Below are 25,940 nucleotides of genomic sequence, written 5' to 3'. Positions count from 1 at the left end.
CGCCACTATTCGCAACCAATTCTGCAGGGAAAACTGAGACCGGGGTCGGTGGCGGAGGAGGTGGGATTCGAACCCACGGAGGGCGTTAACCCTCGTCGGTTTTCAAGACCGGTGCATTCGACCACTCTGCCACTCCTCCGACGCCTCTTCATTAGAACGCATGAAATGATTCTTAAAGAGTCCAAAGGGGATTTTTTGCCGATTACATAACAGCCACTTTTCTTGATGCACGCTGGAGGCTACACTGGGCCCAAATCGGCGCTGGACGGCGCTCATAATGGCCGGAGAACGGCTTTGGTACGGCAGAGACTTCGACAGGCACAAGGGCTAGGCATGACATCCATTACTTTTCCGATCCAGCGATTGACGGCGGCGCATCGCTTGGGGTTGGCTGTCGCGGCGCTTGCGCTTTTGACAGCCTGTGAAGACGGCGAAGGTTTTTCCCTTTTCCAGCCAAACACCGAAACGGCCCCCGCAGCGAAAACCCAAACCACAAAGCTGGTTGAGCGCGACGTCGAAGCGCCAGAGGTTTTTTCGGTCACCGAAGCGGGACTTTGGGATGGACGTCCCAGCCTTGGCGGTGTCTGGGCGGCGCATCCCGATGTGGATGATCCCGAGCGCGTCATCATTCGTAACCAGTCCAACGGCAAATTTGTCATTGGTGCCTTGTTCCGGCGCGAACGCGAAATTCCGGGCCCCCGCATCCAAATTTCCGCCGACGCAGCAGATGCATTGGGCATGTTGGCGGGACAACCTGTCGAGTTGAACGTGACGGCCCTGCGACGTGAAGAAGTTGCCGAAGAGATGGAGGCCCAAGACGCCATCCCCGAAGCCGAAAATGTAAGTGCAGAGCCTCTTGAACCACTGGCTGCTGCATCAGCTGCCATTGCAGAAGCAGAGGCCGCAGCAGCGCCAATCCAAGCGGTGGAATCCGAGACAGCGCCCGTCCCTGCCTCTTCATCGCTCGACAAGCCTTATATTCAGATCGGCATTTTCAGTGTCGAGGCAAATGCCAAAAACGCAGCAAACCAGATGCGCAATTCTGGCATGGTGCCGCTTATCAAGAAGATGGAAAGCAAGGGCAAAACCTTTTGGCGTGTTATTGTGGGCCCCGCTTCGAGCAAATCTGAACGTAGCCAGTTGGTCAAACAGATCCATGCCACCGGATTTACCGACGCCTATGCTGTCAGCAACTAGGAACCAAAGGAGATCCTCATGATCCGCGTCATGAAAACAACTCTGACCGCCGCCTTTGTTCTCTTGTTGGCCGGCACACAGGTCTTTGCCTTCGAAACAAAAGCAAAAGCTGCCTTTGTGATGGACCAAGGCACAGGCACCATCTTGATGTCCAAAAACGCAGATGAAGCGTTGCCGCCAGCGTCCATGTCCAAACTGATGACGCTTTATCTTGCGTTCGAAGCGGTCACCAAAGGCCGCTTGTCTATGGAAGAGCGCCTGCCTGTTTCGCAACACGCCATGAACTATGGCGGGTCGACTATGTTTCTGGACACCACGGACAAGGTGAAAGTCGCGGATTTGCTGCGAGGCATTATCGTCCTGTCGGGCAACGACGCCTGCGCCGTTCTGGCCGAGGCGCTGTCACCCGATGGCACCGAGGCCGGTTTCGCACGCATGATGACACGTCGGGCCCGACAACTGGGCATGACCAATTCCACGTTTGCCAATTCCAACGGCTGGCCCGCACCGGGTCATCGTATGTCCATGCGCGACCTTGCGTTGTTGGCGAACCTGTTGATCACCGACTTTCCCGAATTCTATCCTATGTTCGCGGAAACCGAGTTTCAGTTTGATGGGCGCGCGCCCGGCAACACAAAGAACCGCAACCCGCTGCTGTACCTCGACATCGGCGCAGATGGTCTCAAAACCGGCCACACAAGCGAAGCGGGATATGGTTTGGTCGGGTCTGCCCGCCAAGGCAACCGCCGTGTGATTTTTGTCATTTCGGGTCTGCAGAGCGCGGCATCCCGCGCCGAGGTTTCTGAACAGATCGTCAATTGGGCCTTCCGCCAGTTTTCCGAAACCAAGCTGGCCCGAGAGGGCGAGCGGATTGCAGAAGCACAGGTCTGGATGGGAAAAGACAACCGCGTCGGGCTGGTTCCCGCGCAAGACATCGATGTTTTGTGGCCCGTGCTGAGCGAAGACGACGTGAAGGGTGAAGTTGTGTACTACGGTCCCGTTGAGGCGCCTATTGCCGAAGGCCAAAAGCTGGCCGATCTGGTTGTGACGCCCGAAGGTTTGCCGGAAATTCGCGTTCCCCTTGTGGCCGAGAAAGCCGTCGCCCAAGGCGGGTTTACGGTTCGCATGCGCACCGCTCTGACTGTATTGCTGAGCCAGATGGGCAATAGCGACGAAGAGGCGTCCGGAACGTGACAGGTCAATTTATTACCTTTGAGGGTATCGACGGCTCCGGAAAAACAACGCAAATCAGCCACTTGGCAGATGCGTTGCGCGATGCGGGACATGAAGTCATCACCACAAGAGAACCCGGCGGCTCCCCCGGTGCAGAGGAAATCCGGTCTTTGGTTCTTGAGGGCGACCCGGATCGCTGGTCTGCGGAAACGGAAATCCTTTTGTTTACGGCCGCGCGACGTGACCACCTTGAGCGTACGATCCTGCCCGCCCTTGCGACAGGGAAAATTGTTTTGTGCGACCGCTTTGCCGATTCAACACGCATGTATCAGGGGCTTTCGCGCGGCGACCTGCGGGCCATCGTTGACCAGTTGCACACGATTATGATCGGGCGCGAACCTGATCTGACGATCCTGATCGACATGGACCCCGCAACAGGTCTGGCACGCGCCAAATCCCGTGCGACATCAGAAGAACGGTTCGAAGACTTTGGTCAGGCCCTGCAAGAACAAATGCGAAAAGGCTTTTTGTCTTTGGCACAAGAGTTCCCCGACCGGTTCCGCAAAATCAATGGCGATCAACCCATCGAAGATGTGAGCCGCGATATCTGCGAAACCGTGTTGGCGCATCTGGCATGAGTGGCGACGACCTGCCCGAGGCAGATCGCGTTGAAGGCGCACCGCACCCACGCGAAACCGAGCGTCTGTTTGGTCAGGAAGCTGCCGAAGCCGGTTTTCTAGAAGCCTTCAATTCCGGGCGCCTTCATCACGCGTGGCTGCTGACCGGACCTTTGGGGGTTGGCAAAGCAACGCTGGCGTGGCGCATTGCGCGTTTCTTGCTGGCCACCCCGATGGATCAGGGCGGCGGTTTGTTTGGAGAGGCACCGCCGGTTTACGACACGCTGGACATCTCGCCGGATCACCCCGTGTCACATCGCCTTTTGGCGCGCTCTGAACCCGGCATGTTCTCGATCACGCGGTCCGTGAATGAAAAAACAGGCCGTTTGCGCGACATGATCACGGTTGACGACGTGCGCGGCCTTACACACTTTTTGACGATGTCATCGACCGAGGGCGGACGCCGTGTTGTTATCGTGGATGCTGCAGATGAAATGAACGTCAACGCCGCAAACGCGCTTTTGAAGATGCTGGAAGAGCCCCCGTCCCTGACCACCATTTTGCTGATTTCGCATCAACCCTCGCGGTTGCTTCCGACCATTCGGTCGCGGTGCCGTGAATTGCGCCTGTCTGCTTTGAAGGCCGACATGATGCACATGGCACTGGTTCAGGCAGACGCCTCCGAAGGTGAAAGCCCTGCCCTTGCTGCCCTGTCGGCGGGATCTGTCGGTGAAGCCGTGCGTTTGACGCGATTGGGCGGCTTGCCCATGTACCAAGAGATCGTGAGTATTTTTGCGACCCTGCCCGGACTTGACCGACCCCGCGCCATGAAGCTTGCCGAGGCCGCCGCCGCCCGAGGTGCCGCCGACAAATTCGAACTTCTGTTGACGTTGATAGATGTCTTTCTGGCGAGACTCGCGCGCACCGGCGCCACCGGCAGCGCGCCCGTGCCCGAAGCTGCCAAAGGAGAGGCAGAGGTGTTGCTGCGTCTTTCACCAAACCCGACAAAAGCGCGCCACTGGGCGGATATTGCACAACAGATTTCCGAGCGCACACGTCACGGCCAAGCGGTCAACCTTGACCCTGCCGCACTTGTCCTAGATACGGTTTTTAAGATCACTGAAACCGCATCGCGTTGAGACATGACCGACATTCCTCAGATCACTGACAGCCACTGCCATCTGGACTTCCCTGATTTCGAAGGTCAGCTGGACGACATCATTTCTCGTGCCGCGCGTGCTGGTGTGACGCGCATGGTGACCATCTGCACGCGCCTGCGCAACGAACCATCGGTCCGTGCCATCGCCGAGGCACACGCCCCCGTTTTCTATGCGGCAGGCACCCACCCGATGAGCGTCGCAGACGAACCCATGGCCACGCTTGAGGACCTTGTCTCATTGGCCCGGCATCCCAAATTCGTGGGTATCGGCGAAACGGGCCTCGACTATCACTACACCTCTGAAAGCATGGACGTTCAGCAACAATCGCTGCGCATTCATATTGCCGCTGCTCGTGAAACCGGTCTTCCTCTGATCATCCATTCACGTGATGCAGACGAAGACATGGCGGCGATCCTTTCCGAGGAACACGCGCAGGGCGCTTTTTCCTGTGTAATGCATTGCTATAGCTCGGGGCCGGAACTGGCCAAAACCGCTGTTGAGCTCGGATTTTACCTGTCGATGTCCGGCATTGCGACGTTCCCCCGCAGCCAAGAGGTGCGCGATATCTTTGCAGCCGCGCCCGTGGACCGGATTCTTGTTGAAACGGATGCGCCTTATCTTGCGCCGCCACCCCACCGTGGCAAACGCAACGAGCCATCCTATAGTGCGCTTACTGCCCAAGTCGGTGCCGAGGTTTTCGGGCTCAGTTATGCCGACTTCGCGGCACAGACACAGGCGAACTTTGACCGCTTGTTCACCAAGGCCAAGCTTCCAGCGGAGGCGGTATGAGCGCCACGTTAACCTTCACAATTCTGGGATGCGGATCATCCGGAGGTGTGCCACGCCTTGGCGGGCATTGGGGCGATTGCGATCCGAACAACCCCAAAAACAGGCGCCGACGCTGTTCGTTGCTGATCGAACGAGAGACCGACGCCGGTAAAACCACGGTGTTGATCGACACCTCTCCGGATATGCGGTCACAACTGCTGGATGCCGGGATCGGCAAGCTGGACGCGGTGGTCTATACGCACAGCCATGCAGACCATGTTCATGGCATTGATGACTTGCGCATGATCGTCTTTAACATGCGCAAACGCCTGCCGGTCTGGGCAGACGGCGCCACGCAAGACGCCCTGTATTCGCGGTTTGGATATGCTTTTGTGCAACCCGAAGGCTCACCCTATCCGCCAATTCTGGACATGCATACGATCAAAGGTGACGTCGAAATCACCGGAGACGGCGGCCCGATTGCCCTGACCCCCATCAAGGTAAACCACGGCAGTATTGATGCCCTTGGATTCCGCATCAACGATCTGTGCTATATGCCGGATGTCGCAGAAATCTATGACGATGCCTGGCTGCAATTGCAGGGCCTGGATTGTTGGGTGCTGGATACGTTGCGCCGGACACCGCATCCGACACATGCGCATTTCGAAAAGTCCCTGAAGTGGATCGAACAGGTTGCCCCTCGTAGCGCAGTTTTGACCAACATGCATATCGACCTCGACCACGCCGCCGTTGAAGAAGAAACACCCGAGCACATCAGTGCAGCCTATGACGGGATGCAGATCGTTTATCAGGTCTAACTCCCATGCAAACAATGATCACGGTTATCCTTCCTGTCTTTCTGGTGATCGGGTTTGGATATGTGGCCGCCTGGCGAGGCTTGTTTTCGGAAACCAACGTCGATGGGCTTATGCGGTTTGCAACCAATTTTGCGGTGCCCGTCCTTTTGTTTCGCGCGATTGCAAATCTGGACCTTTCCGCGGAATTCGACCTGGTCCTTTTAGGAAGCTACTATGCCGGTGCGTTGCTTTCGTTCTGCGCAGGTCTGTTTGGCGCGCGTCTTTTCTTTGGACGTGATTGGGAAGATGCCGTCGCAATCGGGTTCATCTGCCTATTTTCAAACTCTCTCCTGCTGGGACTGCCGATAACAGAGCGGGCTTTTGGCTCGGACGCGCTGTCCGGAAACTATGCCATTATCGCTGTGCACTCGCCGTTTTGTTACGGCGTTGGCATCACCGCGATGGAAATCATGCGGGCGCGCGGCCGCTCTCCTGCAACGATCTTGCCAACAGTTCTAAAGGCCATGTTCCGCAATGCCCTGATTTTGGGGATTTCGCTTGGCTTTGTGGTGAACCTGTCCGGCATCACGCTTCCCGAACCCGCAACTGTCGCTGTTGACCTAATGGCCCGCGCCGCCCTGCCCGCCGCTTTGTTCGGAATGGGGGGCGTTTTGTATCGGTATCGCCCCGAAGGCGACCTGCGCACGATCGCCTATTGCTGCGCCGTGAGCCTTGTTCTGCATCCGGCAATCGTCTGGGTGCTTGGCGGCTTTAACGGGCTCGGGACGGATGCGATGCGCTCTGCGGTTCTGACGGCCTCGATGCCACCGGGGATCAATGCCTATTTGTTTGCGACTCTCTATGGCCGGGCCGAACGCACCGCAGCCTCGACCGTGTTGATTGCGACGGCGCTGGCCATTCTGACGATCTGGTTGTGGCTTGGCACCCTGCCCTGACCTCGCGGTATGGTGACTTGTAACCTTGCGCCCCGCGCCCCATCTTTGAGCGGCGCAACAACAGGAGCCTGCCATGACAACCCCGATCCGCGTCGACATTATTTCTGACGTCGTTTGCCCATGGTGCATCGTGGGATACCGGCAGCTCAAACAAGCCTCGCAAGAAACCGGTATCGAGGTCGAGCCCTATTGGCATCCGTTCGAGCTTAACCCCGATATGGTGCCAGAAGGCGAAGACCTGCGAGAGCATGTTGCGCGCAAATACGGCAGCACAGCCGAGCAATCCGCCCAAGCCCGGCAAACCCTGCAAGGCATTGGCGCATCCCTTGGGATTGCCTTTGCTTTTGGTGACAACAGCCGGATTTACAACACCTTCGAAGCCCATCAACTGCTGCATTGGGCACAGGATTTCGGCCGCACCCATGACTTGAAGCAGGCCTTTTTGACGGCCTATTTCGAAGACGGGAAAAACGTGTCTGATCGGGACACCCTGATCGGTGTTGTCGAGAGCATTGGTCTTGATGCGGCAGAAGCACGAAGTGTTCTTCAAGATGCCCGTTTTGCCGAAGCGGTTCGCGAAAAGGAACACTTTTGGACATCGCGCGGTGTTTCCGGGGTGCCCACAATGATCTTTAACGCCAAACACGCCACATCCGGCGCACAGGGCGTTGAGACGTTTTCCAACATCCTAAGACAAATTTCAGCGATGTCCCAAACGCCAGCCTAGGCTGGCTTGGCACATCGTTTTGCAAGGCCTATGGCCTTGATTCCGTGCTTAACTGAGATGATCTTCCAGCACTTCGACAAATTGACCCACGCTTTTTACGTCGGCCCCAAGACGTTCCATATTCACGTCGATGTCAAAGAGATCCTCAAAATCCACAACGAATTCTGTAAAGCTGATTGAGCTCAAATTAAGACCACTTCCAAAAAGCATATCGTCCATTTTAATGGAGGGCACTTCTGCGTATTGAGACAGCAGTTGTAGAATTTTTTCTCGATTTGCCATTTGCATCACCTGTTGCAATAAATTGTTCTAAAAATATTACCTTAAACCAAACTAATCCTGTTTTTCTATATTGTTGAGTCTATTCATAAACAAGCCTACACCAGAGTTAACTAGTCATAATATTATCGGCAAAATTAACTTACAAAAAAAGTATTGAGAGACAAATTTCTCGAAATTTGTGAAAATTTGGAACACATGCATGCAAATCACGCAAGAAAAAAACCTTCTCCAAGCTTTGATGCAAAGTTCAGAGAACAAAATCACATCCACCATCACCACCTACAACGCACGCTGCAAGCCTGTTGAAACGAAAACAACGCGCGGCTTTCTTGAATCCGCCAAGGGAATAGCCGGCAGGTTTGCTGCTCTGGGCGTCAAAAAAGGCGATCGGGTGATCGTCTGCCTGCCAAACGGGTGGGACTGGCTGGATTGCTGGATGGGCGCGGTTTTCCTCGGGGCTTTGCCCGTTGCGGCGTCACCAGGTTTCTCTCTTGGGTCGGGAGAGCATCAACAACGTAAAATCTTCGCTCTGGCCGAGCGTATCGATGCGCGCCTCTTGATTTGCGGAGCCGTACTTCGGGATGAGGCCGAACATGCGCCGGACGGATTGACCGTGCGCACTCCCGAAGAGATCAGAACAGAAGTCACCCCGATTGCATTCGATGTGTCAGACGCCAAACCCGAAGACACGGCATACCTTCAATTGACAAGCGGTTCGACAGGCATTCCCAAAGCAGCACAGATTTCACACGGCGCGTTGCAACATAACATTCACGCCACAAATGCGCGCGTGAGCGAAATGTATCCAGGCGACGACGAGCGGCCGGACACAGGCGTATACTGGCTGCCGCTGTTCCATGACTTTGGCCTTCTCTCCACGCTGAGCTCTATGCTTCTCGGGCGTAACCTGCACCTTTATCCACCGCAGGCTTTTCTGTCCCGTCCTGCCGAATGGTTGCGCCAACTTGGGGCTCATGACGGCAATGTCATCAGCGCAGGCCCCAATTTCTCATTCTATCATTGCGTCGACAAAATCACGGCACAGAAAGTGGCAGATCTTGATCTGTCTGCATGGCGTATGTCCGTGGTTGGGGCCGAAATGAACCGGATTGAGACGCTTGGCGCCTTTAACGAGCACTTTGCCCCGGCCAAAGCTGCACCAGATGTGTTTGCCTCGGCCTATGGGATGGCGGAAACCACTCTCATCGTCACGATGGATGGCAAGCGCAAGGGGCCAAGGTTGGGCAAATCCGACCCAGATGCTAATGGTGCCATCACCGAAGTGGTCGGCTGTGGCACGCCAATTGACGGTATGCAGGTTCAAATCGTCGGCACCGACGAAGCCCCATTGCCCGATGGGCAAATCGGCGCCGTGCGCGTTAAAGGGCCCAGCCTTTTCAGCGGTTATCTGAACAATCCCGAAGCCACGGCCGAGGCCTTTGCGGACGGCTGGCTTGTCACGGGCGATCTTGGGTTCATGCGAGACGATGAGCTTTATATCACGGGCCGCATCAAGGATCTTTTGATCGTCAATGGCACGAACATCATGCCACACGAATTGGAAGGTTTGGCCGAAGCCAAAGTTGGCGGTGGCGGCATGGCACGGACTGCTGCCTTTTCTGTGCCAAGCGAGGTTCAAGGGGAAGATGTTCTTCTAATTGTCGAGGTCGACCGCAACAGCACGGAAGAGGACCTGCGCACACTTCGGACGGAAATCTCGGGCCACATCACCCAAGAATTGGGCATACCACTCACCAAATTAGAATTTGTTCTGCGCGGTGCCATCCCCCGCACAACCAGCGGCAAACTCCAACGTGGTGTCTTGAAACAGATGTATCAGGACAACGAGCTCAAAATCATTTCCGTCTAAGTTTGGAAACGCGGCACCCTGTGCCGCGTTTTTTTTCGCGTGCCGGTTCAACACTTTTTCGGCGAAACGTGCCGTTATGCACAACCAGTATTTGCGCGAATCCGGTTTCCATGCGAAGCTGATAGCAACATTTTTATGCTCGTTTTTTCCAATCGTTCTTTTCCCGAGGTTTTCCCATGTCCACAGACACCGCATTGCCATCTGGCGCGACCGACAACACCACGCCCACTGCCGCTAACGACACTTTGGGCGGCGCTGGCGGTCTGGCCCATACCCAGCTCACAACGGCCAATGTGACCGTGTTTGACAATGCCTCGGTCGTGGATACCGAAGGCGCTGCATACAGTGAATCCGATACAATGCAGGCAACGCTGGCCATGTTCGGCCATACCGTTAGCACCACCACCGCCGTAAATGGTGTGGGCCTGTCTGCTGCGCTGGCGGGCCAGCAGGTGCTGGTGCTTCCCGAACAGGAACGCGGCAGTCTGATCAATGTGCTGACTGATGATGGCGAACAGGCGATCCGCGATTTCGTGGCTGGCGGCGGCAGCCTGGTGCTGTCCCATAACGGCCCTGTGACGCTCAATACGCTGTTCGGGTTTTCCATCAGCGGCAGCCATAACGGATCTTCGTCCATCACCGCAGATGCCACCAACACGACCTTCGAGGGCAGACCGCCCACGCTAACCAATGCCAATGCTACCACCGGTCTGACGACCAGCAGCCTGCCTGACGGCAGCCTCTCAATCTATACCGCCGGTAACGCCACCAATGTTGCGATCATGCCTTATGGTGACGGGCAGATCACCTATCTGGGTTGGGACTGGTTCGATGCGGCACCTCTGGGCAGCCATTCGGGTGGTTGGCTGGCTGTGCTGAACGCTGCCGTCAGTTCGGCGGGCGACGATCCGGCCGCCTTTGCAGACGCGGTCCTGACCATCGCCGCTGCAGATCTGCTGGTCAATGACAATGACGATGATGGCGATGTGCTGTCGATCGGGTCCGTCGCGGGCACATCGGCCCTTGGGGCTACGGTATCGCTGAACCCGGATGGGTCAGTTGCCTATGATCCCACCGGATCCGCCACATTGGCCGCTGTGGCCGAAGGTGACACGATCGAGGACTCGTTCACCTATCAGGTGACAGACGGGTTTGGTGGCGCAGCCACCGCAACAGTCAACATCCATGTGGGTGGCGCGGATCTGGATCCAATACTGACCGCCCCGCTGGACGATCTGACCCATTTCTACAACAATTCCTTCTCGCTAGCCTTTCCCACTTCTGTCTTCACCGATCCCACCGATGTGGCGCTGACTTATGACCTGACGCTGGCAGGGGGCGAGGCCCTGCCCTCTTGGATGATGTGGGATGCCGATACCCGCACGCTCAGCTTCCCCTCTCAAACCCTGACCGAGGTTGCTGCCTATGATCTGCTTCTGACCGCGACCGAGATCGACAGCCAGAGTGCATCCACCACCTTCACTCTGACACTCGAAAGCGCGATTGAACGCCCCGGCACCGCGGGCGACGACACGATCGAGGGCACCTCCGGCCCTGATATTCTGGCCGGTCTGGGCGGTAATGACAGTATTCTGGGTCACGAAGGGCTGGACAATATCCACGGCGGCGCGGGCAATGACACCATCCTTGGCGGCGGCGGCAGAGACACCATCGCCGGTGGTGATGATGACGATGAGATCGACGCAGGCAATGGCAATGATCGCGCCTATGGCGGTCTGGGGGACGACAGCATGCTCGGTGGCGACGGGCAGGACAGTCTCGACGGCATGGATGGCAACGACACGCTGGAAGGCGGCCTTCACGACGACATCCTTGGTGGCGGCGCGGGCGATGACCTGCTATCGGGCGGTCGCGACTGGGACTATCTCGGCGGTGGCGACGGCAATGATACCCTGCTGGGGGATGATGACAACGTGGGCCATTACCAAGACACCCTGTCGGGCGGCGCGGGCGACGATTCCCTATTTGGCGGCGGCGGCAGTGACATTCTGACCGGTGGGGCTGACAATGATACCCTCAGAGGGGGCTATGGCAATGACACCCTGTACGGCGACGACGGCGATGATTTCCTGTTCGGTGGCGCTGGGTTCGACCTCCTTACCGGGGGCACCGGCGCCGATCGTTTCTTCTTTTCGGACGAAGGCAGCTGGGATCGCGCCGCGATCACCGATTATAATGCCGCAGAGGGCGACGCACTGGTCTTTGACGGCCGCCTGACCGGCACGGGTGCGTTTGAACTGCGCTATGACAGCAGCACCACCGTTGATAGCTTTGGCGTGTCACAGACGACCCACAGCAATATGTGGCTCTATGAAAACGGCAACGCCCGCGTGCGGTTCGACAATGCCGCTGATATCGACCAGATCATCCTGCGTCTGCCGTATCCGGACGACACCAGCATCATCCTGACACTGGACGTGATCTAACAACTGGCCTGCAACAGTGGAACAGGGTCTGACATCAGGCTCTGTTCCAACCTATTTCACTTCTAACAGCAGAGCATAGTCGCGCGGCCTTCAGACTGGGAAAACTGTCGGTCAGGCTTTGACCGCGCTGACCGATCCTACCCATTCGCGCCCCAACACGGCTCCCAAAACCAGAACTGTGCCTGCCCCCCCTGCGTTCACTGGTCAGGACTTTTGGACAAAGCACACCGTAAGAGCTTGTGTCTCTTCGCGCCGGTTTGCACCAAGCAATACAACAAAAATTGGGGAAACTACGGGGAACGGGGTAGAGACCCGCATCCAAGCGATTGCTTTTATTCTGATTTTCGAAAATTTTGGTGCGGCCGAGAAGACTCGAACTTCCACGGGTGTTACCCCACAGCGACCTCAACGCTGCGCGTCTACCAATTCCGCCACGGCCGCACGCCTAGGCTTGGTGGGGGGTCTATAGCGAGTCGTTACAGGGATGCCAAGCCGGAAAACGCAGGTAAACACACAGGTTGATGCGGATTTTTTCATTCGGGCCCAGATTCCTCAATTATCCCGCTTGTGCGCTTGTGTTTTCTTTTGGCCACATCACCGTTAAGAACGGGCAAAAGACGCGGAGTAGAACAATGGTTGAATGGATCACCCATGACGGGTTGCTGGACTATGACGAGGCCGTGGCGTTTATGGAGGCCCGCGCAGAATCCATCGCCAAAGGGGAAGCTGAAGAATGCATTTGGCTTGTCGAACACCCGCCGCTCTATACGGCAGGCACCAGCGCAAAGATTGAAGACCTGACAGACCCGGACCGTTTCCCTGTGTACCCGTCAAAACGCGGGGGGCAATATACCTATCACGGACCGGGACAGCGCGTGGCTTATGTCATGCTCAATGTCGGAAAACGTGGGCATGATGTGCGCAAATTCGTGCATCAACTCGAAGAATGGGTGATCGCGACGCTGGCCGACTTCAACCTGCGAGGTGAAATCCGCGAAGGACGTGTTGGCGTGTGGATTGCCCGAGAGGATCGCCCCCTGACCATCACGGGGCAAAAGGCGGAAGACAAAATTGCCGCGATCGGGATTCGTCTGCGCAAATGGGTGAGCTTTCACGGAATTTCCATCAATGTAGAGCCCGACCTGTCGCATTTCGACGGCATCGTGCCCTGTGGCATAACCGAATATGGTGTGACGTCACTCGTTGATTTGGGGCTGCCTGTTACGATGCACGACGTCGATGTCGCGCTGCAACGTTCATTTGGCGAGATTTTTGGCGACGCCTAAACCACGGCAGTCACCGCGATCCACGCCCCCCACCCTAACAACAGGCATCCCGAGAACAGATCGAACCAACGGGTCACATCGGGTGTCAAACGGGTGCGTGCGGTCAGGGCCAGTTGAACAAGGATCAACCACCAGAGCGCAGACCCAAGGAAAACGCCCAAGACGAGCCAGTAAGGACCGGTCTGCGTGCCCTGAGTTGTCGCCCCGAGCCCGGCCACCAATCCCACAAAGGCCAGAATGGTCATGGGATTGGACAGGGTCAGAACAAACGTCGTCGCCCAAGACCGCAAGATCGTTTTGTGAGATGAGACTGCCAACTGCGAATCGCGCGTGGTACCCGCTGCGAAAAAGCTGCGCAGGGTTCCTATGCCGAGCCATATGATCAAGAGCCCCCCGCAAAAGGCCATCGGCGTCGCATAACGCAGCAAAACACCAGTTGCCGCAAAACCAACCGCGACCAACAAGCCGTAGACCGCATCCGCAGTTGCGGCCCCCATACCGGTGGCGATGCCCGCGCCCCGCCCGTCCGCCAATGTACGGCGAATACACAACAGACCTATCGGACCAACTGGTGCCGCAATGGCAAAGCCAATGCCAATCCCGCGCAGCAATACGTCAATTTCCATTCCGCCCCCTCACTTGCTTCCAACATCTTGAGCTATGCGAAGGGCCGAACTTTCCTTAAGCGCATCCATTGAGAAAATGGTCTCTGTCCGCTGCACGGCGGGTAACGGTTTGACCTTTTCGGACATAAACGCCTGAAGCTCTTTGGTGTTTCGCAGACGAAGCTTCATCAGATAGGAATGCGCCCCACTGATATGGTGCAATTCCTGCACCTCGTCCAAACCGACAAGAACCGCGCAAGCCTCGGCTTCGCCTTGGTAGGCCATATCAATCATTACGAAACAACACAGGTCGGCGCCGACAGCATCCGGTGCGAGATGCACATGCCATCCCGTGATGGTGCCATTTGCCACCAACCGCCGCACGCGGTCATTGGCGGTCGAAACAGGCACACCAACAGCGTTGGCGATCTCTGCGTTTGACATGCGTCCACTTTGTTGAAGCAACTTACAAATTTTCCGGTCTATCTGGTCCATACAGCCCCACAATCGTGATTCGTCAATTTTTCCGTTATTTATACGATTTTTTCTACTTTGAACGCCATCTATACGGGAAGTTGTTAATTTTTTCACTGAAAGAGCGACATCAACTGATTGTTACGACCAAAGTACCCGCGCGGAATTGTCCGTTGCACAATCGCGCTACATGTTCGATTGTGCGCCAAACGCGCTAGCAACCCGAAAGAGGCAAACCCATGAAAATCCTTTTTGCAGTAGCCGCAGCAACTCTGGCTCTGTCCGCCCCCGCCTTTGCAGCAGGCGATGCTGCCAAGGGCGAAAAATCCTTCAAAAAATGCAAGGCATGCCACATGGTCGTCTCGCCCGAAGGAGAAACATTCTTCAAAGGCGGCAAAACTGGTCCTAACCTTTATGGCGTTGTCGGCCGCGTCGCCGGTTCGACAGAAGGCTTTAAGTACGGTTCCGGCCTCAAAGGCGCAGCTGAAGCTGGCTTTGTCTGGACCGAAGAAGCTCTGGCCGCTTATGTCGCCGACCCTAAGGCATGGCTGAAAGACAACGGCTACGACGCAAAATCCAAAATGTCGTTCAAGCTGAAAAAGGGCGGCGATGACGTCGCAGCTTATCTGGCTTCAGTCGCTCCTGCGCCTGCCATGGAAGAAGCAGCGACCGAAGAAGAAGCGCCTGCAGCGACCGAATAACGCTGTTCCATATCGGAATTTCCAAACCCCGCGTCTCTGGCGCGGGGTTTTTCTTTGTCAGGTCCGCTCGTCAGGGCGCCCGTCAAACATAAGCTCAAACAGCTCGGCTCCGGGCATGGCTTTTTGCGCATAAGAGAACGTGCCCTGCCCCAGCACCTCTTGCGCGGCCTGTTTCAGGCCACCAAACGCAGCCCTTGCAAATGATCCTCCCACACTCACGCGGCGCACTCCGGCCTCGGCCAACTGTTGTACCGAGAACGAAGGCTCTTTGAGGCCCATGACGACATTTACCGGCCGATCCACTTCGCGACACACCGTGCGGATCGCATCAAGGTCAGGCAGGCCCGGCGCATAAAGCACATCGGCGCCCGCCTCGGAAAACGCCTGAAGACGTCGGATCGTGTCATCAAGATCGTGACGGCCCCACAAATAGTTTTCCGAACGCGCCGTCAGCAAAAAGGGTTTTCCCTTCACAGCCTCCGCTGCGGCCTCAACACGCTCAACCGCGTCTGCGAACGCTCGAATGGGCGCATCCGCATTGCCGGTTGCATCCTCGAGAGAACCACCAACAAGGCCGCATTCGACCGCCAGTCGCATCGTTTCACCGCACTCTTCCGGCGTTGCGCCGAAACCGTCCTCCAGATCAGCCGAGACAGGCAATTCGGTTGCCTGAACAATGTCCGCGGCGTTGGCCAGAATTTCACCGCGACTCAATCCGGCAAAAGAATCCCGTTTGCCGGCACAAAACGCATAGCCGGCGCTGGTTGTGGCAAGGGCCTGAAACCCCATCGACGCCAAAAGCCGCGCCGATCCGGCATCCCAGGCGTTTGGCATCACAAAACACCCCGCCCCCTCGTGCAGCGCTTTGAAAGCCTGAAAACGCGCTAATGTTCGTGTCACTGGGTGCCTCCTCCGGTCCAATATTGGCAATATGCCTCAACCTTTGGAACAAATAAAGAACAAGCGATGCGCGACTCGAATCGCGCGGAATATGTCGTCGAAGGACCTCCGGCCACTTCAAAACCGGAAAACGGGGGTTCAGACCTGTGTTTTTGAAGTAAATCAAAGAGGGTGCGACACTTTTTATTGATCCAGATCAAAACCTATGATTGCGGCCTCAGGCCTTCACATCTAAAAAAGACGATGAACCAAGGCGCGTGAGAGAATCTCAGGCGTCTTTTAATGCACCAACAGGAGGCAAGACATGGCAGACGCAGCCATTCACGGCCACGACCATGAAGACGAGCGCAGTTTCTTTACGCGCTGGTTCATGTCGACCAACCACAAAGACATCGGGCTGCTTTACCTCGTCGTGTCGGCGCTGGTCGGTCTGATCGCGGTCCTCTTTACCGTTTATATGCGCTTGGAGCTCATGGAGCCCGGCGTTCAATACATGTGTCTCGAAGGCGCACGTTTCTTTGCCACTGGCGAAGAATGTACCCCCAACGGTCACCTTTGGAACGTTATGATCACCTATCACGGTGTTCTGATGATGTTCTTCGTTGTTATTCCGGCGCTTTTCGGCGGTTTCGGCAACTATTTCATGCCATTGCAAATCGGCGCGCCGGATATGGCGTTCCCCCGCATGAACAACCTGTCGTTCTGGATGTATGTCACCGGCGTTTCGCTGGGCGTGGCATCGCTCCTGTCCCCAGGTGGCAATGACCAGCTTGGCTCGGGCGTGGGTTGGGTTCTGTACCCACCTCTGTCGGTCAACGAAGGCGGCATGTCGATGGATCTTGCGATCTTCGCTGTGCACGTTTCCGGTGCCTCGTCGATCCTTGGCGCGATCAACATGATCACCACCTTCCTGAACATGCGTGCCCCCGGCATGACACTGTTCAAGGTGCCTTTGTTCGCTTGGTCGATCTTCATCACCGCGTGGCTGATTCTTCTGTCCCTGCCTGTTCTGGCTGGCGCGATCACCATGCTGCTGACAGACCGTAACTTTGGTACAACATTCTTTGATCCTGCCGGTGGTGGCGATCCGATCCTGTACCAGCACATTCTGTGGTTCTTCGGTCACCCTGAAGTGTACATCGTGGTTCTTCCTGGCTTTGGTCTGGTCAGCCACGTGTTCGCAACCTTCTCGCGCAAACCGGTCTTTGGCTATCTGCCAATGGTCTGGGCTTTGATCGCGATTGGTGGTCTCGGCTTCGTTGTTTGGGCGCACCACATGTACACCGTTGGCATGTCGCTGACCCAGCAGTCTTACTTCATGCTGGCAACGATGGTCATCGCGGTACCGACAGGTGTTAAGATCTTCAGCTGGATCGCCACAATGTGGGGTGGATCGGTCGAATTCAAAGCACCAATGCTGTTTGCCCTGGGCTTCCTGATCCTGTTCACCATCGGCGGTGTAACCGGCATCGTCCTGTCGCAGGCTGGTGTAGACCGCGCCTATCACGACACATACTATGTTGTTGCGCACTTCCACTACACCATGTCCATGGGTGCCGCCTTTACCATCTTTGCGGGGATATACTTCTATTTCGGCAAAATGACCGGGCGTCAGTATCCTGAACTGGCTGCGAAAATCCACTTCTGGATGTTCTTTATTGGCGTCAACGTCACCTTCTTCCCACAGCACTTCTTGGGTCGTCAGGGTATGCCACGTCGTTACATCGACTATCCTGAAGCATTCGCTTACTGGAACAAGATCAGCTCGTACGGCGCCATGTTGTCGTTTGCCTCTTTCGTTCTGTTCTTCGGTATCATGATCTATTCGCTGCTGCGCGGCGCTCGTATCACCGAGAACAACTACTGGAACGAATATGCTGACACGCTGGAGTGGACGCTTCCGTCACCTCCCCCAGAGCACACCTTCGAAATCCTGCCAAAGCAGGAAGACTGGGACAAAGGTCACGCCCACTAAACGGGTTAACCTGATCAGTTCAAAAGAGGGCCCCGGATATCATGTCTGGGGCCCTTTTTCTTTGCCAATTCTTTCGGGGACACAGGCCGCACTGCCCAAGCTGGGCAAGCGTCAATGGGGACCCCACAAACGTATCAAACGCGATCGATCAACATGCCTTATCGTTGGACACCTCAAAGCCCTGACACAAAAGTTGTGTTAACTCTCTGGCCCTTCCGGTCCCTGCCCCGTCGCGGATTTGCGGCGATGGTTCTGATGGCCTTTTCGCTGGGAACGGTGCCCCTGTACGGGTTGCTGGGATCGGTTGTTCTTTGGGGTATTTTGCCCTTCATTTTGCTGGTCGTCGGCGCATTGTGGTATGGCCTCGAACGATCCTACAAAGACGGCGACATTCTTGAAGAGCTGCAGCGGGACGGGGATATCCTGACGCTCACCCACAGACCGTCGCGCGGTCCAACCAAAAGCTGGGACTGCAATATCTATTGGGCGCGTGTGGAACTGCACGTCGATGGGGGCCCTCTGCCCCACTATGTGACCCTTACCGGAAACGGGCGCACGGTGGAAATCGGAAGCTTTCTATCCGAAGACGAACGCAAGGTTCTGTTTACGGAACTTGACGCGTTTCTTAAAAAACAATGACCGGAAAGAAATCGGCTGCTACGGTTCTTTGGCACACAAAAAAAGGACTAACACATGCCTGTTTCCCTTCAAGTCGCTTACCCCGTATCCGAAGACAGTACGTTTGATCTGGATTATTACCTGAGCTCACATATGGCCTTGGTGGGCAAACACATGGGCCCCTACATTGAATCGACACTTGTGACCAAAGGTCTGGCAGGCGGCCCGAATGTGCCTGCGCCGTTCCATGCAATCGCGACCATCGTGTTCAAGGATCAAGACGCCCTGAACTCAGCATTGGGAGACTCGGCGGATGTCCTGGCCGACATTCCAAACTTTACCAATTCGAAGCCGCAAATGTTGATCGGCGAAGTGATGGGATAACGCCACACCGAAAAACAAAGCCCCGCAGAAACTGCGGGGCTTTTTGATCTGTGCACGACTTAATAGATTTGCGTGTCAGGCAAGCCCGCCACGAATAAGCCCTTCGGCAATGCGCGCATAAGCATCCGCCATAGGCCCATCTTTTGCGGCGACGGGCGTGCCTGCGTCCCCTGCCAGACGTGTATCCAAATCGATTGGCAGCGCCCCCAACAAAGGTACATCCATTTTCTTGGCTTCATCCGCCACACCACCGTGACCGAACAAATGGGCCTCGTGTCCACAGCTTGGGCAGACATAGGTCGACATATTTTCGATCAGCCCGAGAACCGGCGTGTTCAATGTCTTGAACATATCCAGCGCTTTGCGCGCATCCAACAAGGCCACATCCTGTGGTGTTGACACAACGATGGCACCGCTGATCTCAGCCTTCTGACAAAGCGTCAACTGCACGTCTCCTGTTCCGGGAGGCATATCAACCAGCAGAACGTCCAGCTCTCCCCATTCGACCTGACTCAACATTTGTTGCAGGGCGCCCATCAACATCGGGCCTCTCCACACAACCGCCTTGTCCTCTTCCAGCATAAACCCAATGGACATCAACGTGACCCCGTGGGCCTTTAATGGGATGATCGTCTTGCCGTCCGGTGAGGCGGGGCGCTTGTTGATTCCCATCATCCGTGGCTGGCTTGGGCCATAAATGTCCGCATCCAAGAGGCCAACTCGACGCCCCTTTTGGGCAAGCGCCACTGCGAGATTGCTCGACACTGTGGATTTGCCAACACCACCTTTACCCGATCCGATGGCAATGATGCTTTTCACGCCGGAGGGCTTCATCGATCCCTGCTGCGGTTTCGGGTGCCCGCCGATTTTGAGACTTGGCGCCGGTTTCTTGGCCGCCGGCGCCGACTCGTGCGCCGTCAACACGGCGGAAACAGAATCAACTCCGGGCAGTGATGCTACCAGATTCTCTGCCGCTTCACGGATTCTCTCCATTTTGCGCGCTGTTTCCGGATTCGGCGCCTCAATAACAAAGCGAACGATTCCCGATTCAATGGACAAAGCCCGCACCATATCGTTCGAAACCAGATCAGATCCATCAGGCAGCCCTATCCGTTTTAGCGTATCAAGGACTTGCTGTTTCGTAACCGCCATTTTCAACTCCTGTTTCTTGCCCAACAGAGACCCGCTTTTGCCTTAACAGACAAGTCCAAACGCAAATCTGTCTATTTTTTCAAGCCGATGACCAAAAATAAGGCAGTGTTTGGTTTACGTAGCTTCCCCTTTCGTTTTCTGCATAGCAGCATTGCACAGGAATCTATTGTGCACCTGCAGCATAAACTTATATCACTGATATCAACGAAACGCCGCGAACAGCGTTCCCGGAAATCACGAGGCAAAAACGATGGCATTAGTCAGCGAATATAGCTCCGCCAAAAACGGCTCCGCCGACCGCATGGTCGCGATGTTTGCCGGACTGGGCGAGCGCTTCCGTAAAGCGCGTCTGTACAACCAGACGTACCGCGAACTGAATAACCTGAGCACCGCAGAGCTCAAAGACTTGGGACTGCACCGCTCGATGATCCGCCGCATGGCCTATCAGGCTGCATACGGCAACTGAATACAGTTTCAGAAAGCCACTCCTCCCTCGGTTTTCTGTTCATAGCGACGATAACTTCCTCCTCCCTGTTGTCGTCGCAGAAATTCGGACCCTCGGGTCCACATGAAATCAAGGCACCTCTTCCTCCTCCCTGAGGTGCTTTGAGACTAAGCGGCGGCACCTCTCCTCCTCCCTGGTGTCGCCGCACAGAATTCGGACCTTCGGGTCCACATGAAATCAAGGCATCTCTTCCTCCTCCCTGAGGTGCTTTGAGACTAAGCGGCGGTACCTCTCCTCCTCCCTGGTGTCGCCGCACAGAATTCAGGCTACGGCCCAACCGGATCAAGGCGCCTCCTCCTCCTCCCTGAGGTGTCTTGTAGATAAGAACGGCGGCACCTCTCCTCCTCCCTGGTGCCGTCGTTTTTTGTTTTCAGACCTGCGCCTCTATTTCAATCGACGCTTCGCGCCCCGCCGGGGAACAGCGCTCTTGCCTTTCAAAGGCATAATTTGGGGATGTGATGGGGTGCCACGACACAGCCGGCACACCAGACGCGGGCTACAGAACCTGCTAAAAATCGTTTGAGGTCTCAGATTAGATCAAAACGGAATGTCGTCCGAACCGGTCACATAGCTTGCCACGACATTCTTTGTGCCCGCTTTTTCAAAAGCGACTTCAAGCTTGTCACCCTCAATTTTGAGGATCGCGCCATATCCGAATTTCTGATGGAAAACACGGTCACCCACGGTGAAACTCGACACGGCACTCGCATCGATAACCGAGCTTTTGCTTTCGCGTGGCTGTGACATGCCGCGCTCGCCCGCACGGGCCTGCATCCGCTTCCAACCTGGCGAATTATAGGTGTTCGCATTTGCGACACGCTCGTCCAACGCGGTTGCCGTGGGGCGGGACGCCGCGCCAAAACCGCCGCCATAGAGACCCGGAGGCGTCAAAATATCCACGTGATCTTCTGGCAACTCGTCAATAAAGCGCGATGGCATTTGCGATTGCCACTGACCATACACCTGACGGTTCCCAGCAAAGGAAATGGTACATATTTCTTCGGCCCGCGTGATACCGACATAGGCCAGACGCCGTTCTTCCTCGAGACCTTTCAGGCCGCTTTCGTCCATACTACGCTGTGACGGGAAAAGACCGTCCTCCCATCCCGGCAAAAACACGGCCGGAAATTCCAGCCCCTTGGCCCCGTGCAAGGTCATGATGGTAACCTTTGCCTCGGCATCGTCGCTTTCGTTGTCCATAATCAGGCTGACATGCTCGAGAAACCCTTGAAGATTATCAAAGTTTTCCAGCGCCTTGACCAGTTCTTTCAAGTTGTCCAGCCGCCCCGGTCCTTCTGGCGTTTTGTCGTTCTGCCACATGGTTGTATAGCCGGATTCATCAAGAATGATCTCGGCAAGCTCGATGTGACCGACGGCTGCAACACCGGCGTTCGGGGTTGGCCGTCCGCCAAGCTCGTCAAATACTGGCGACGCCAAATCAGGACCGTCGTCCAAAACAGCATCATCATCTGGCAACGTCGTTTGAGGACCGATCAGATTGCCACGCCAGCGTGCAAGGTTTTCAAGCAACAGCGCCAGTTCCTTTGCGCCCTTACCGCCAAGCCCCTTTTCTTCGAGAAGAATGCGGGCCCCTTCGACAAGCGAGACACCGTTCGAGCGCGCGCAGGTCTGGATTTTTTGCTGGGCCACATTCCCAAGGCCACGTTTGGGCGTGTTGACGATCCGCTCAAAGGCAAGATCGTCTTCGGGCGACACGACCAGCCGGAAATAGGCCATCGCATCCCGAATCTCGAGACGTTCGTAAAAGCGCGGCCCGCCAATCACACGATAGGGCAAACCGATGGTCAAAAAACGGTCTTCAAAGGCGCGCATCTGATGCGACGCCCGCACAAGGATCGCCATTTCATTCAGCGACATAGCCCGAAGACCCCGTGTGCCGGATTGCATGGCCTCGATTTCTTCCCCGATCCAGCGCGCCTCTTCTTCGCCATCCCAATGGCCAATCAGACGAACCTTTTCCCCCTCTTCGGTTTCGGTCCAAAGGGTCTTGCCCAAACGATCCGCGTTTCCACGGATCACGTTGGAGGCTGCCGCCAGAATATGCGGGGTCGAGCGATAGTTCTGCTCAAGACGCACCACATGCGCGCCCGGAAAGTCTTTCTCGAACCGCAGGATGTTGCCGACTTCTGCGCCACGCCATCCATAGATCGACTGGTCGTCATCCCCGACACAGCATATGTTTTTGTGACCACCGGCCAGCAAACGCAGCCACAGATACTGGGCCACGTTCGTATCCTGGTATTCGTCCACTAGGATATAGCGGAACCAGCGTTGGTACTGGGCCAGCACATCAGGGTGTTCCTGAAAAATGGTCACCATGTGCAAAAGCAGATCACCAAAATCGACGGCGTTCAGTTCACGCAAGCGCTGTTGGTATTGATCATAGAGTTCACCACCACGATGATTGAAAGCACCAGCATCCCCCGCTGGCAGTTTTTGAGGCGTCAAAGCCTTGTTTTTCCAGCCATCAATCAGACTGGACAAAAGCCGTGCAGGCCACCGCTTTTCATCGATTCCGTTGGCGACAATCAATTGCTTCAACAGACGGTTCTGGTCGTCCATATCCAGAATCGTGAAATTGGACTTGAGGTTCACCAACTCGGCGTGCCGCCGCAACAGCTTGACACATATGGCATGAAACGTCCCAAGCCACGGCACGCCCTCGACGGCATGGCCCAACATGCCACCAACCCGGTTCTTCATCTCGCGCGCAGCCTTGTTGGTAAAGGTCACCGCCAGAATCTCGTTTGGCTTGGCCCGACCAGTGTTCAACAGATGTACGATCCGCGCCGTCAACGCCTTGGTCTTGCCCGTTCCGGCCCCTGCCAACATCAAAACCGGACCATCCAACCGCTCGACAGCTTCGCGTTGGGCGGGGTTCAGCTCGTTCAAATAGGGCATCGGCCGCGCGGCCATGGCTCGGGCGGACAAAGAGGCGCTTTCAAACGCATCGGATTCATCAAAACTGCTCATGTCCGGCAATGTAACCCCAGTCATCCGCGAAGGGAAGTTCCCATTATGTTCCAATTCGCCTAGCGCGCTCACAGGCGGCGCCGCGCACGGCTCTGGACAAATCCGCAGCAGAGTTCAACAAAGAGGCATGGATTTGCATGCCTCATACCCCGCTCTGAGCGATCTTCGCCAAAAAGCACAGAAACGTATCCCCAAATTCGTGTGGGAATATCTCGATAGCGCAACAGGCGATGAACGGACCAAAGCGCGCAACCGCGCCAAGCTGGACGAATTCCTGTTCTGGCCATCGATTTTGCACGGTGAGATCACATGCAGCAGCGAGGCATCCCTGTTCGGATCCGATTTCCGTTTGCCCATTGGAATCGCCCCCATTGGCATGTCCGGATTGATTTGGCCTCAAGCCGAACAGCTTTTGGCGCAGGCCTCAAAGCGGCTTGGCATCCCTTATTGTTTGTCGACTGTGGCCACGCAAACACCCGAAGACATGGCCTCGCATCTGGGCGACCACGCATGGTTTCAAATGTATCCGCCCCACGATACGGACATCCGGAAAGACATGCTGAACCGCGCCAAAGCATCGGGGTTTTCCACCTTGGTCCTGACGGTGGATGTGCCGGTTGCAAGTCGGCGAGAACGGCAGGTGCGCTCTGGCCTCACCACCCCGCCCCGCCTGTCACCACGGCTTTTGGCCCAAATCATCGCGCGCCCCGCTTGGGCATTGGGCATCGCACGTCATGGCATGCCGCGCATGCGATTGGTTGACGAATATTCAGAAAACCTGACCGGCCTCAACTCTACGGCGCATGCCGGGTATCTTTTGCGCACCTCGCCCGATTGGAGCTACCTCGACTGGTTGCGCGACCATTGGGAGGGTCCGCTTGTGGTCAAAGGCGTGCTGCGCCCCGAAGACGCCCCGCGCTTGGAAAAGGCGGGCGTAGATGCGCTTTGGATATCCAACCACGCAGGACGACAATTTGATGCCGCGCCCGCCACGATTGAAGCTCTGCCAGCCATTCGCGCACAGACGGATTTGCCTCTTATCCTTGATAGCGGTATCGAAACCGGCCTCGACATCATGCGGGCGCGCGCTTTAGGGGCCGATTTTGTGATGATGGGGCGCGGCTTTCACTATGCTTTGGCCGCGCTTGGCGCAAAGGGCCCCGACCACCTTTTCGACATCCTGTTTCAGGATATCCAAGCCAATATGGGGCAAATCGGGGCACAAAACCTCTCCGACCTGCCGTCTTGTCTCAAGACCTAGGTCGCAACCAAATCTGCGGGCAGGCTTTTCATGGCTGCTTCACCTGTGACAACGGGCAGCCCCAAAGGGATCCACCCTTTGCCATTCGGCCCTCCGGCCATGCCTTCCGCTACATCCAGAACATGTGTGATCCCGTTCTTGGCAAGCACATCCATCAGATAACCAGAGCGGTTGCCGGTCCGGCAGATGATAGCAACCTGACGTCCGGGGTTACGCTCGAGCACCGCCAGAAACTTTGGCCCGAAATCGCGTTGTGTCATATCCAAAGGCCACGCCCCTTTGGCCACGCCTGTTTCATGCCACTCTTGCGGCGTGCGGATATCAATAAGGATAAGGGATCCGTCATCCAGATTCTCAAGGGCGTCTTCCGCCCCGAGAACCCCAAGCTTGGCTTGCGCAACCACCGGAAACAGTGCCGCCGCCCCAAGAGCAGTCAAAAAAGAACGTCGATTTGTCATGATCACATTCCGAAAAGTTAATATCTACTAAAGTGATGTCATGGCCGGTTTCGGGTTTCAATATGTCGATACACAAAAAGTCGTGATCGTTCCGGCATGCTAGGGTCCAAAAAAGGAACAAATTCTTTCCGAAATGTAACGAAACCCTACAAATACCGTCAAAACCCACAATTCTAGGTATTGCACCCGTGTGGTAGCATGGCTTAGGCCTTGTGAAATTTTTTAGACAGAGCAAACAAGAGGGGAAACCCATGCCTGACTTCGACAAGATTCTGATAGCGAACCGTGGTGAGATTGCGATCCGTGTGATGCGCGCTGCGAATGAGATGGGGAAGCGGACGGTTGCTGTTTTCGCGGAAGAGGACAAGCTGTCGTTGCACCGTTTCAAGGCGGACGAGGCCTATCGGATTGGCGAGGGGATGGGGCCTGTTGCGGCATATCTCTCGATTGACGAGATCATCCGCGTGGCCAAGGAATGTGGCGCGGATGCGATCCATCCGGGTTACGGGTTGCTCAGCGAGAACCCTGATTTCGTGGATGCCTGCGCTGCCAACGGCATCACCTTTATCGGTCCCAAAGCCGAGACCATGCGCGCCTTGGGTGACAAGGCCAGCGCCCGCCGCGTTGCGGTTG

General features: G+C 56.1%; 25 protein-coding genes and 2 tRNA genes. 18 read left to right on the top strand and 9 right to left on the bottom strand.

Annotated elements, in window-relative coordinates; all coding sequences use genetic code 11:
• Positions 1-49: 49 nt before the first annotated feature.
• Positions 50-139, bottom strand: a tRNA-Ser gene (locus PH7735_RS16985).
• A gap of 194 nt (positions 140-333) precedes the next feature.
• On the opposite strand from PH7735_RS16985, the gene PH7735_RS16980 reads away from it, so the two are divergent.
• The 8 genes from PH7735_RS16980 to PH7735_RS16945 all read left to right on the top strand — a co-directional run bounded on the left by PH7735_RS16980 (position 334) and on the right by PH7735_RS16945 (position 7,395).
• Positions 334-1,197, top strand: coding sequence for an SPOR domain-containing protein (locus tag PH7735_RS16980; RefSeq protein ID WP_058312624.1), 864 nt, complete (start codon positions 334-336; stop codon positions 1,195-1,197).
• 18 nt (positions 1,198-1,215) lie between these two features.
• Entirely contained in the window at positions 1,216-2,391 is a 1,176-nt protein-coding gene (locus PH7735_RS16975) for a D-alanyl-D-alanine carboxypeptidase family protein (protein WP_058312623.1), read from the top strand.
• Positions 2,388-3,008 (top strand): dTMP kinase, encoded by a 621-nt coding sequence (tmk, locus tag PH7735_RS16970; protein WP_058312622.1) that lies wholly within the window; start codon positions 2,388-2,390, stop codon positions 3,006-3,008. The genes PH7735_RS16975 and tmk overlap by 4 nt, the downstream gene beginning before the upstream one ends.
• Entirely contained in the window at positions 3,005-4,126 is a 1,122-nt protein-coding gene (locus PH7735_RS16965; protein WP_058312621.1) for a DNA polymerase III subunit delta', read from the top strand. The genes tmk and PH7735_RS16965 overlap by 4 nt, the downstream gene beginning before the upstream one ends.
• 3 nt (positions 4,127-4,129) lie before the next feature.
• On the top strand, positions 4,130-4,936 hold the full coding sequence (locus PH7735_RS16960; RefSeq protein WP_058312620.1) for a TatD family hydrolase: 807 nt from the start codon (positions 4,130-4,132) through the stop codon (positions 4,934-4,936).
• Positions 4,933-5,733: an MBL fold metallo-hydrolase gene (locus PH7735_RS16955; protein WP_058312619.1), complete on the top strand. Its 801-nt coding sequence runs from the start codon at positions 4,933-4,935 to the stop codon at positions 5,731-5,733. The genes PH7735_RS16960 and PH7735_RS16955 overlap by 4 nt, the downstream gene beginning before the upstream one ends.
• Before the next feature lie 5 nt (positions 5,734-5,738).
• Complete coding sequence (locus tag PH7735_RS16950; RefSeq protein ID WP_058312618.1) at positions 5,739-6,668, top strand: AEC family transporter; 930 nt, start codon at positions 5,739-5,741, stop codon at positions 6,666-6,668.
• Between the two features lie 73 nt (positions 6,669-6,741).
• On the top strand, positions 6,742-7,395 hold the full coding sequence (locus tag PH7735_RS16945; protein WP_058312617.1) for a DsbA family oxidoreductase: 654 nt from the start codon (positions 6,742-6,744) through the stop codon (positions 7,393-7,395).
• Between the two features lie 48 nt (positions 7,396-7,443).
• Here PH7735_RS16945 and PH7735_RS16940 read toward each other — a convergent pair whose 3' ends face one another.
• Complete coding sequence (locus tag PH7735_RS16940; protein ID WP_158503265.1) at positions 7,444-7,677, bottom strand: acyl carrier protein; 234 nt, start codon at positions 7,675-7,677, stop codon at positions 7,444-7,446.
• 199 nt (positions 7,678-7,876) lie between these two features.
• Between PH7735_RS16940 and PH7735_RS16935 the strand changes: the two genes are divergently transcribed.
• Together PH7735_RS16935 and PH7735_RS21180 are read left to right on the top strand one after the other, a co-directional pair.
• Entirely contained in the window at positions 7,877-9,547 is a 1,671-nt protein-coding gene (locus PH7735_RS16935) for an AMP-binding protein (RefSeq protein WP_058312615.1), read from the top strand.
• 176 nt (positions 9,548-9,723) lie between these two features.
• Positions 9,724-11,994: a cadherin-like domain-containing protein gene (locus tag PH7735_RS21180; protein WP_058312614.1), complete on the top strand. Its 2,271-nt coding sequence runs from the start codon at positions 9,724-9,726 to the stop codon at positions 11,992-11,994.
• Between the two features lie 354 nt (positions 11,995-12,348).
• Here the strand turns inward: PH7735_RS21180 and PH7735_RS16925 are convergent.
• Positions 12,349-12,435, bottom strand: a tRNA-Leu gene (locus PH7735_RS16925).
• 80 nt (positions 12,436-12,515) lie between these two features.
• On the opposite strand from PH7735_RS16925, the gene lipB reads away from it, so the two are divergent.
• Complete coding sequence (lipB, locus tag PH7735_RS16920; RefSeq protein ID WP_082645297.1) at positions 12,516-13,280, top strand: lipoyl(octanoyl) transferase LipB; 765 nt, start codon at positions 12,516-12,518, stop codon at positions 13,278-13,280.
• Here lipB and PH7735_RS16915 read toward each other — a convergent pair.
• Both PH7735_RS16915 and PH7735_RS16910 read right to left on the bottom strand, forming a co-directional pair.
• On the bottom strand, positions 13,277-13,906 hold the full coding sequence (locus PH7735_RS16915) for a LysE family translocator (protein WP_058312612.1): 630 nt from the start codon (positions 13,904-13,906) through the stop codon (positions 13,277-13,279). The two genes, lipB and PH7735_RS16915, sit on opposite strands and share 4 nt — an antisense overlap.
• A gap of 9 nt (positions 13,907-13,915) precedes the next feature.
• Complete coding sequence (locus PH7735_RS16910; protein ID WP_082645296.1) at positions 13,916-14,380, bottom strand: Lrp/AsnC family transcriptional regulator; 465 nt, start codon at positions 14,378-14,380, stop codon at positions 13,916-13,918.
• Between the two features lie 218 nt (positions 14,381-14,598).
• Here PH7735_RS16910 and PH7735_RS16905 point away from each other — a divergent pair, with 218 nt between their 5' ends.
• On the top strand, positions 14,599-15,060 hold the full coding sequence (locus PH7735_RS16905; protein ID WP_058312610.1) for a c-type cytochrome: 462 nt from the start codon (positions 14,599-14,601) through the stop codon (positions 15,058-15,060).
• A gap of 57 nt (positions 15,061-15,117) precedes the next feature.
• On the opposite strand, the gene PH7735_RS16900 is transcribed toward PH7735_RS16905, so the two are convergent.
• The gene (locus PH7735_RS16900) at positions 15,118-15,960 is read right to left on the bottom strand and encodes an isocitrate lyase/PEP mutase family protein (RefSeq protein ID WP_058312609.1); all 843 of its coding nucleotides are present in this window, start codon (positions 15,958-15,960) and stop codon (positions 15,118-15,120) included.
• A gap of 304 nt (positions 15,961-16,264) precedes the next feature.
• Here PH7735_RS16900 and PH7735_RS16895 point away from each other — a divergent pair, with 304 nt between their 5' ends.
• The 3 genes from PH7735_RS16895 (at position 16,265) to PH7735_RS16885 (ending at position 18,937) form a co-directional block, all read left to right on the top strand.
• Positions 16,265-17,935, top strand: a complete 1,671-nt coding sequence (locus tag PH7735_RS16895) for a cytochrome c oxidase subunit I (protein ID WP_058312608.1) — start codon at positions 16,265-16,267, stop codon at positions 17,933-17,935.
• A 114-nt stretch (positions 17,936-18,049) separates the two neighbouring features.
• A complete protein-coding gene (locus PH7735_RS16890) occupies positions 18,050-18,574 on the top strand; it encodes a DUF2244 domain-containing protein (protein ID WP_233488343.1) in 525 nt (174 codons plus the stop codon).
• A 54-nt stretch (positions 18,575-18,628) separates the two neighbouring features.
• Positions 18,629-18,937 carry an EthD family reductase gene (locus PH7735_RS16885; RefSeq protein WP_058312607.1) on the top strand — a complete coding sequence of 103 codons (309 nt, stop codon included), beginning with the start codon at positions 18,629-18,631 and terminating at the stop codon, positions 18,935-18,937.
• 75 nt (positions 18,938-19,012) lie between these two features.
• Here the strand turns inward: PH7735_RS16885 and PH7735_RS16880 are convergent, their stop codons facing one another.
• On the bottom strand, positions 19,013-20,089 hold the full coding sequence (locus tag PH7735_RS16880; protein ID WP_058312815.1) for an Mrp/NBP35 family ATP-binding protein: 1,077 nt from the start codon (positions 20,087-20,089) through the stop codon (positions 19,013-19,015).
• Positions 20,090-20,339: 250 nt separating this feature from the next.
• On the opposite strand from PH7735_RS16880, the gene PH7735_RS16875 reads away from it, so the two are divergent.
• The gene (locus PH7735_RS16875; protein WP_058312606.1) at positions 20,340-20,555 is read left to right on the top strand and encodes a DUF1127 domain-containing protein; all 216 of its coding nucleotides are present in this window, start codon (positions 20,340-20,342) and stop codon (positions 20,553-20,555) included.
• 576 nt (positions 20,556-21,131) lie between these two features.
• On the opposite strand, the gene PH7735_RS16870 is transcribed toward PH7735_RS16875, so the two are convergent.
• Entirely contained in the window at positions 21,132-23,588 is a 2,457-nt protein-coding gene (locus PH7735_RS16870; RefSeq protein ID WP_058312814.1) for an ATP-dependent helicase, read from the bottom strand.
• A 127-nt stretch (positions 23,589-23,715) separates the two neighbouring features.
• Here PH7735_RS16870 and PH7735_RS16865 point away from each other — a divergent pair, with 127 nt between their 5' ends.
• Positions 23,716-24,849 (top strand): alpha-hydroxy acid oxidase, encoded by a 1,134-nt coding sequence (locus PH7735_RS16865; protein WP_058312605.1) that lies wholly within the window; start codon positions 23,716-23,718, stop codon positions 24,847-24,849.
• Here the strand turns inward: PH7735_RS16865 and PH7735_RS16860 are convergent.
• Positions 24,846-25,307 (bottom strand): rhodanese-like domain-containing protein, encoded by a 462-nt coding sequence (locus tag PH7735_RS16860; RefSeq protein WP_058312604.1) that lies wholly within the window; start codon positions 25,305-25,307, stop codon positions 24,846-24,848. The genes PH7735_RS16865 and PH7735_RS16860 overlap by 4 nt on opposite strands.
• 251 nt (positions 25,308-25,558) lie before the next feature.
• Between PH7735_RS16860 and PH7735_RS16855 the strand changes: the two genes are divergently transcribed.
• Positions 25,559-25,940 (top strand): biotin carboxylase N-terminal domain-containing protein (locus tag PH7735_RS16855; protein WP_305879429.1); only part of this gene is annotated, 382 nt, incomplete at its 3' end.

This window comes from Shimia thalassica (assembly GCF_001458215.1).
GTDB classification, from domain to species: domain Bacteria; phylum Pseudomonadota; class Alphaproteobacteria; order Rhodobacterales; family Rhodobacteraceae; genus Shimia; species Shimia thalassica.
Note: the sequence above shows the minus strand (reverse complement) of the source record. Positions and strands in the feature narration are given on the sequence as shown.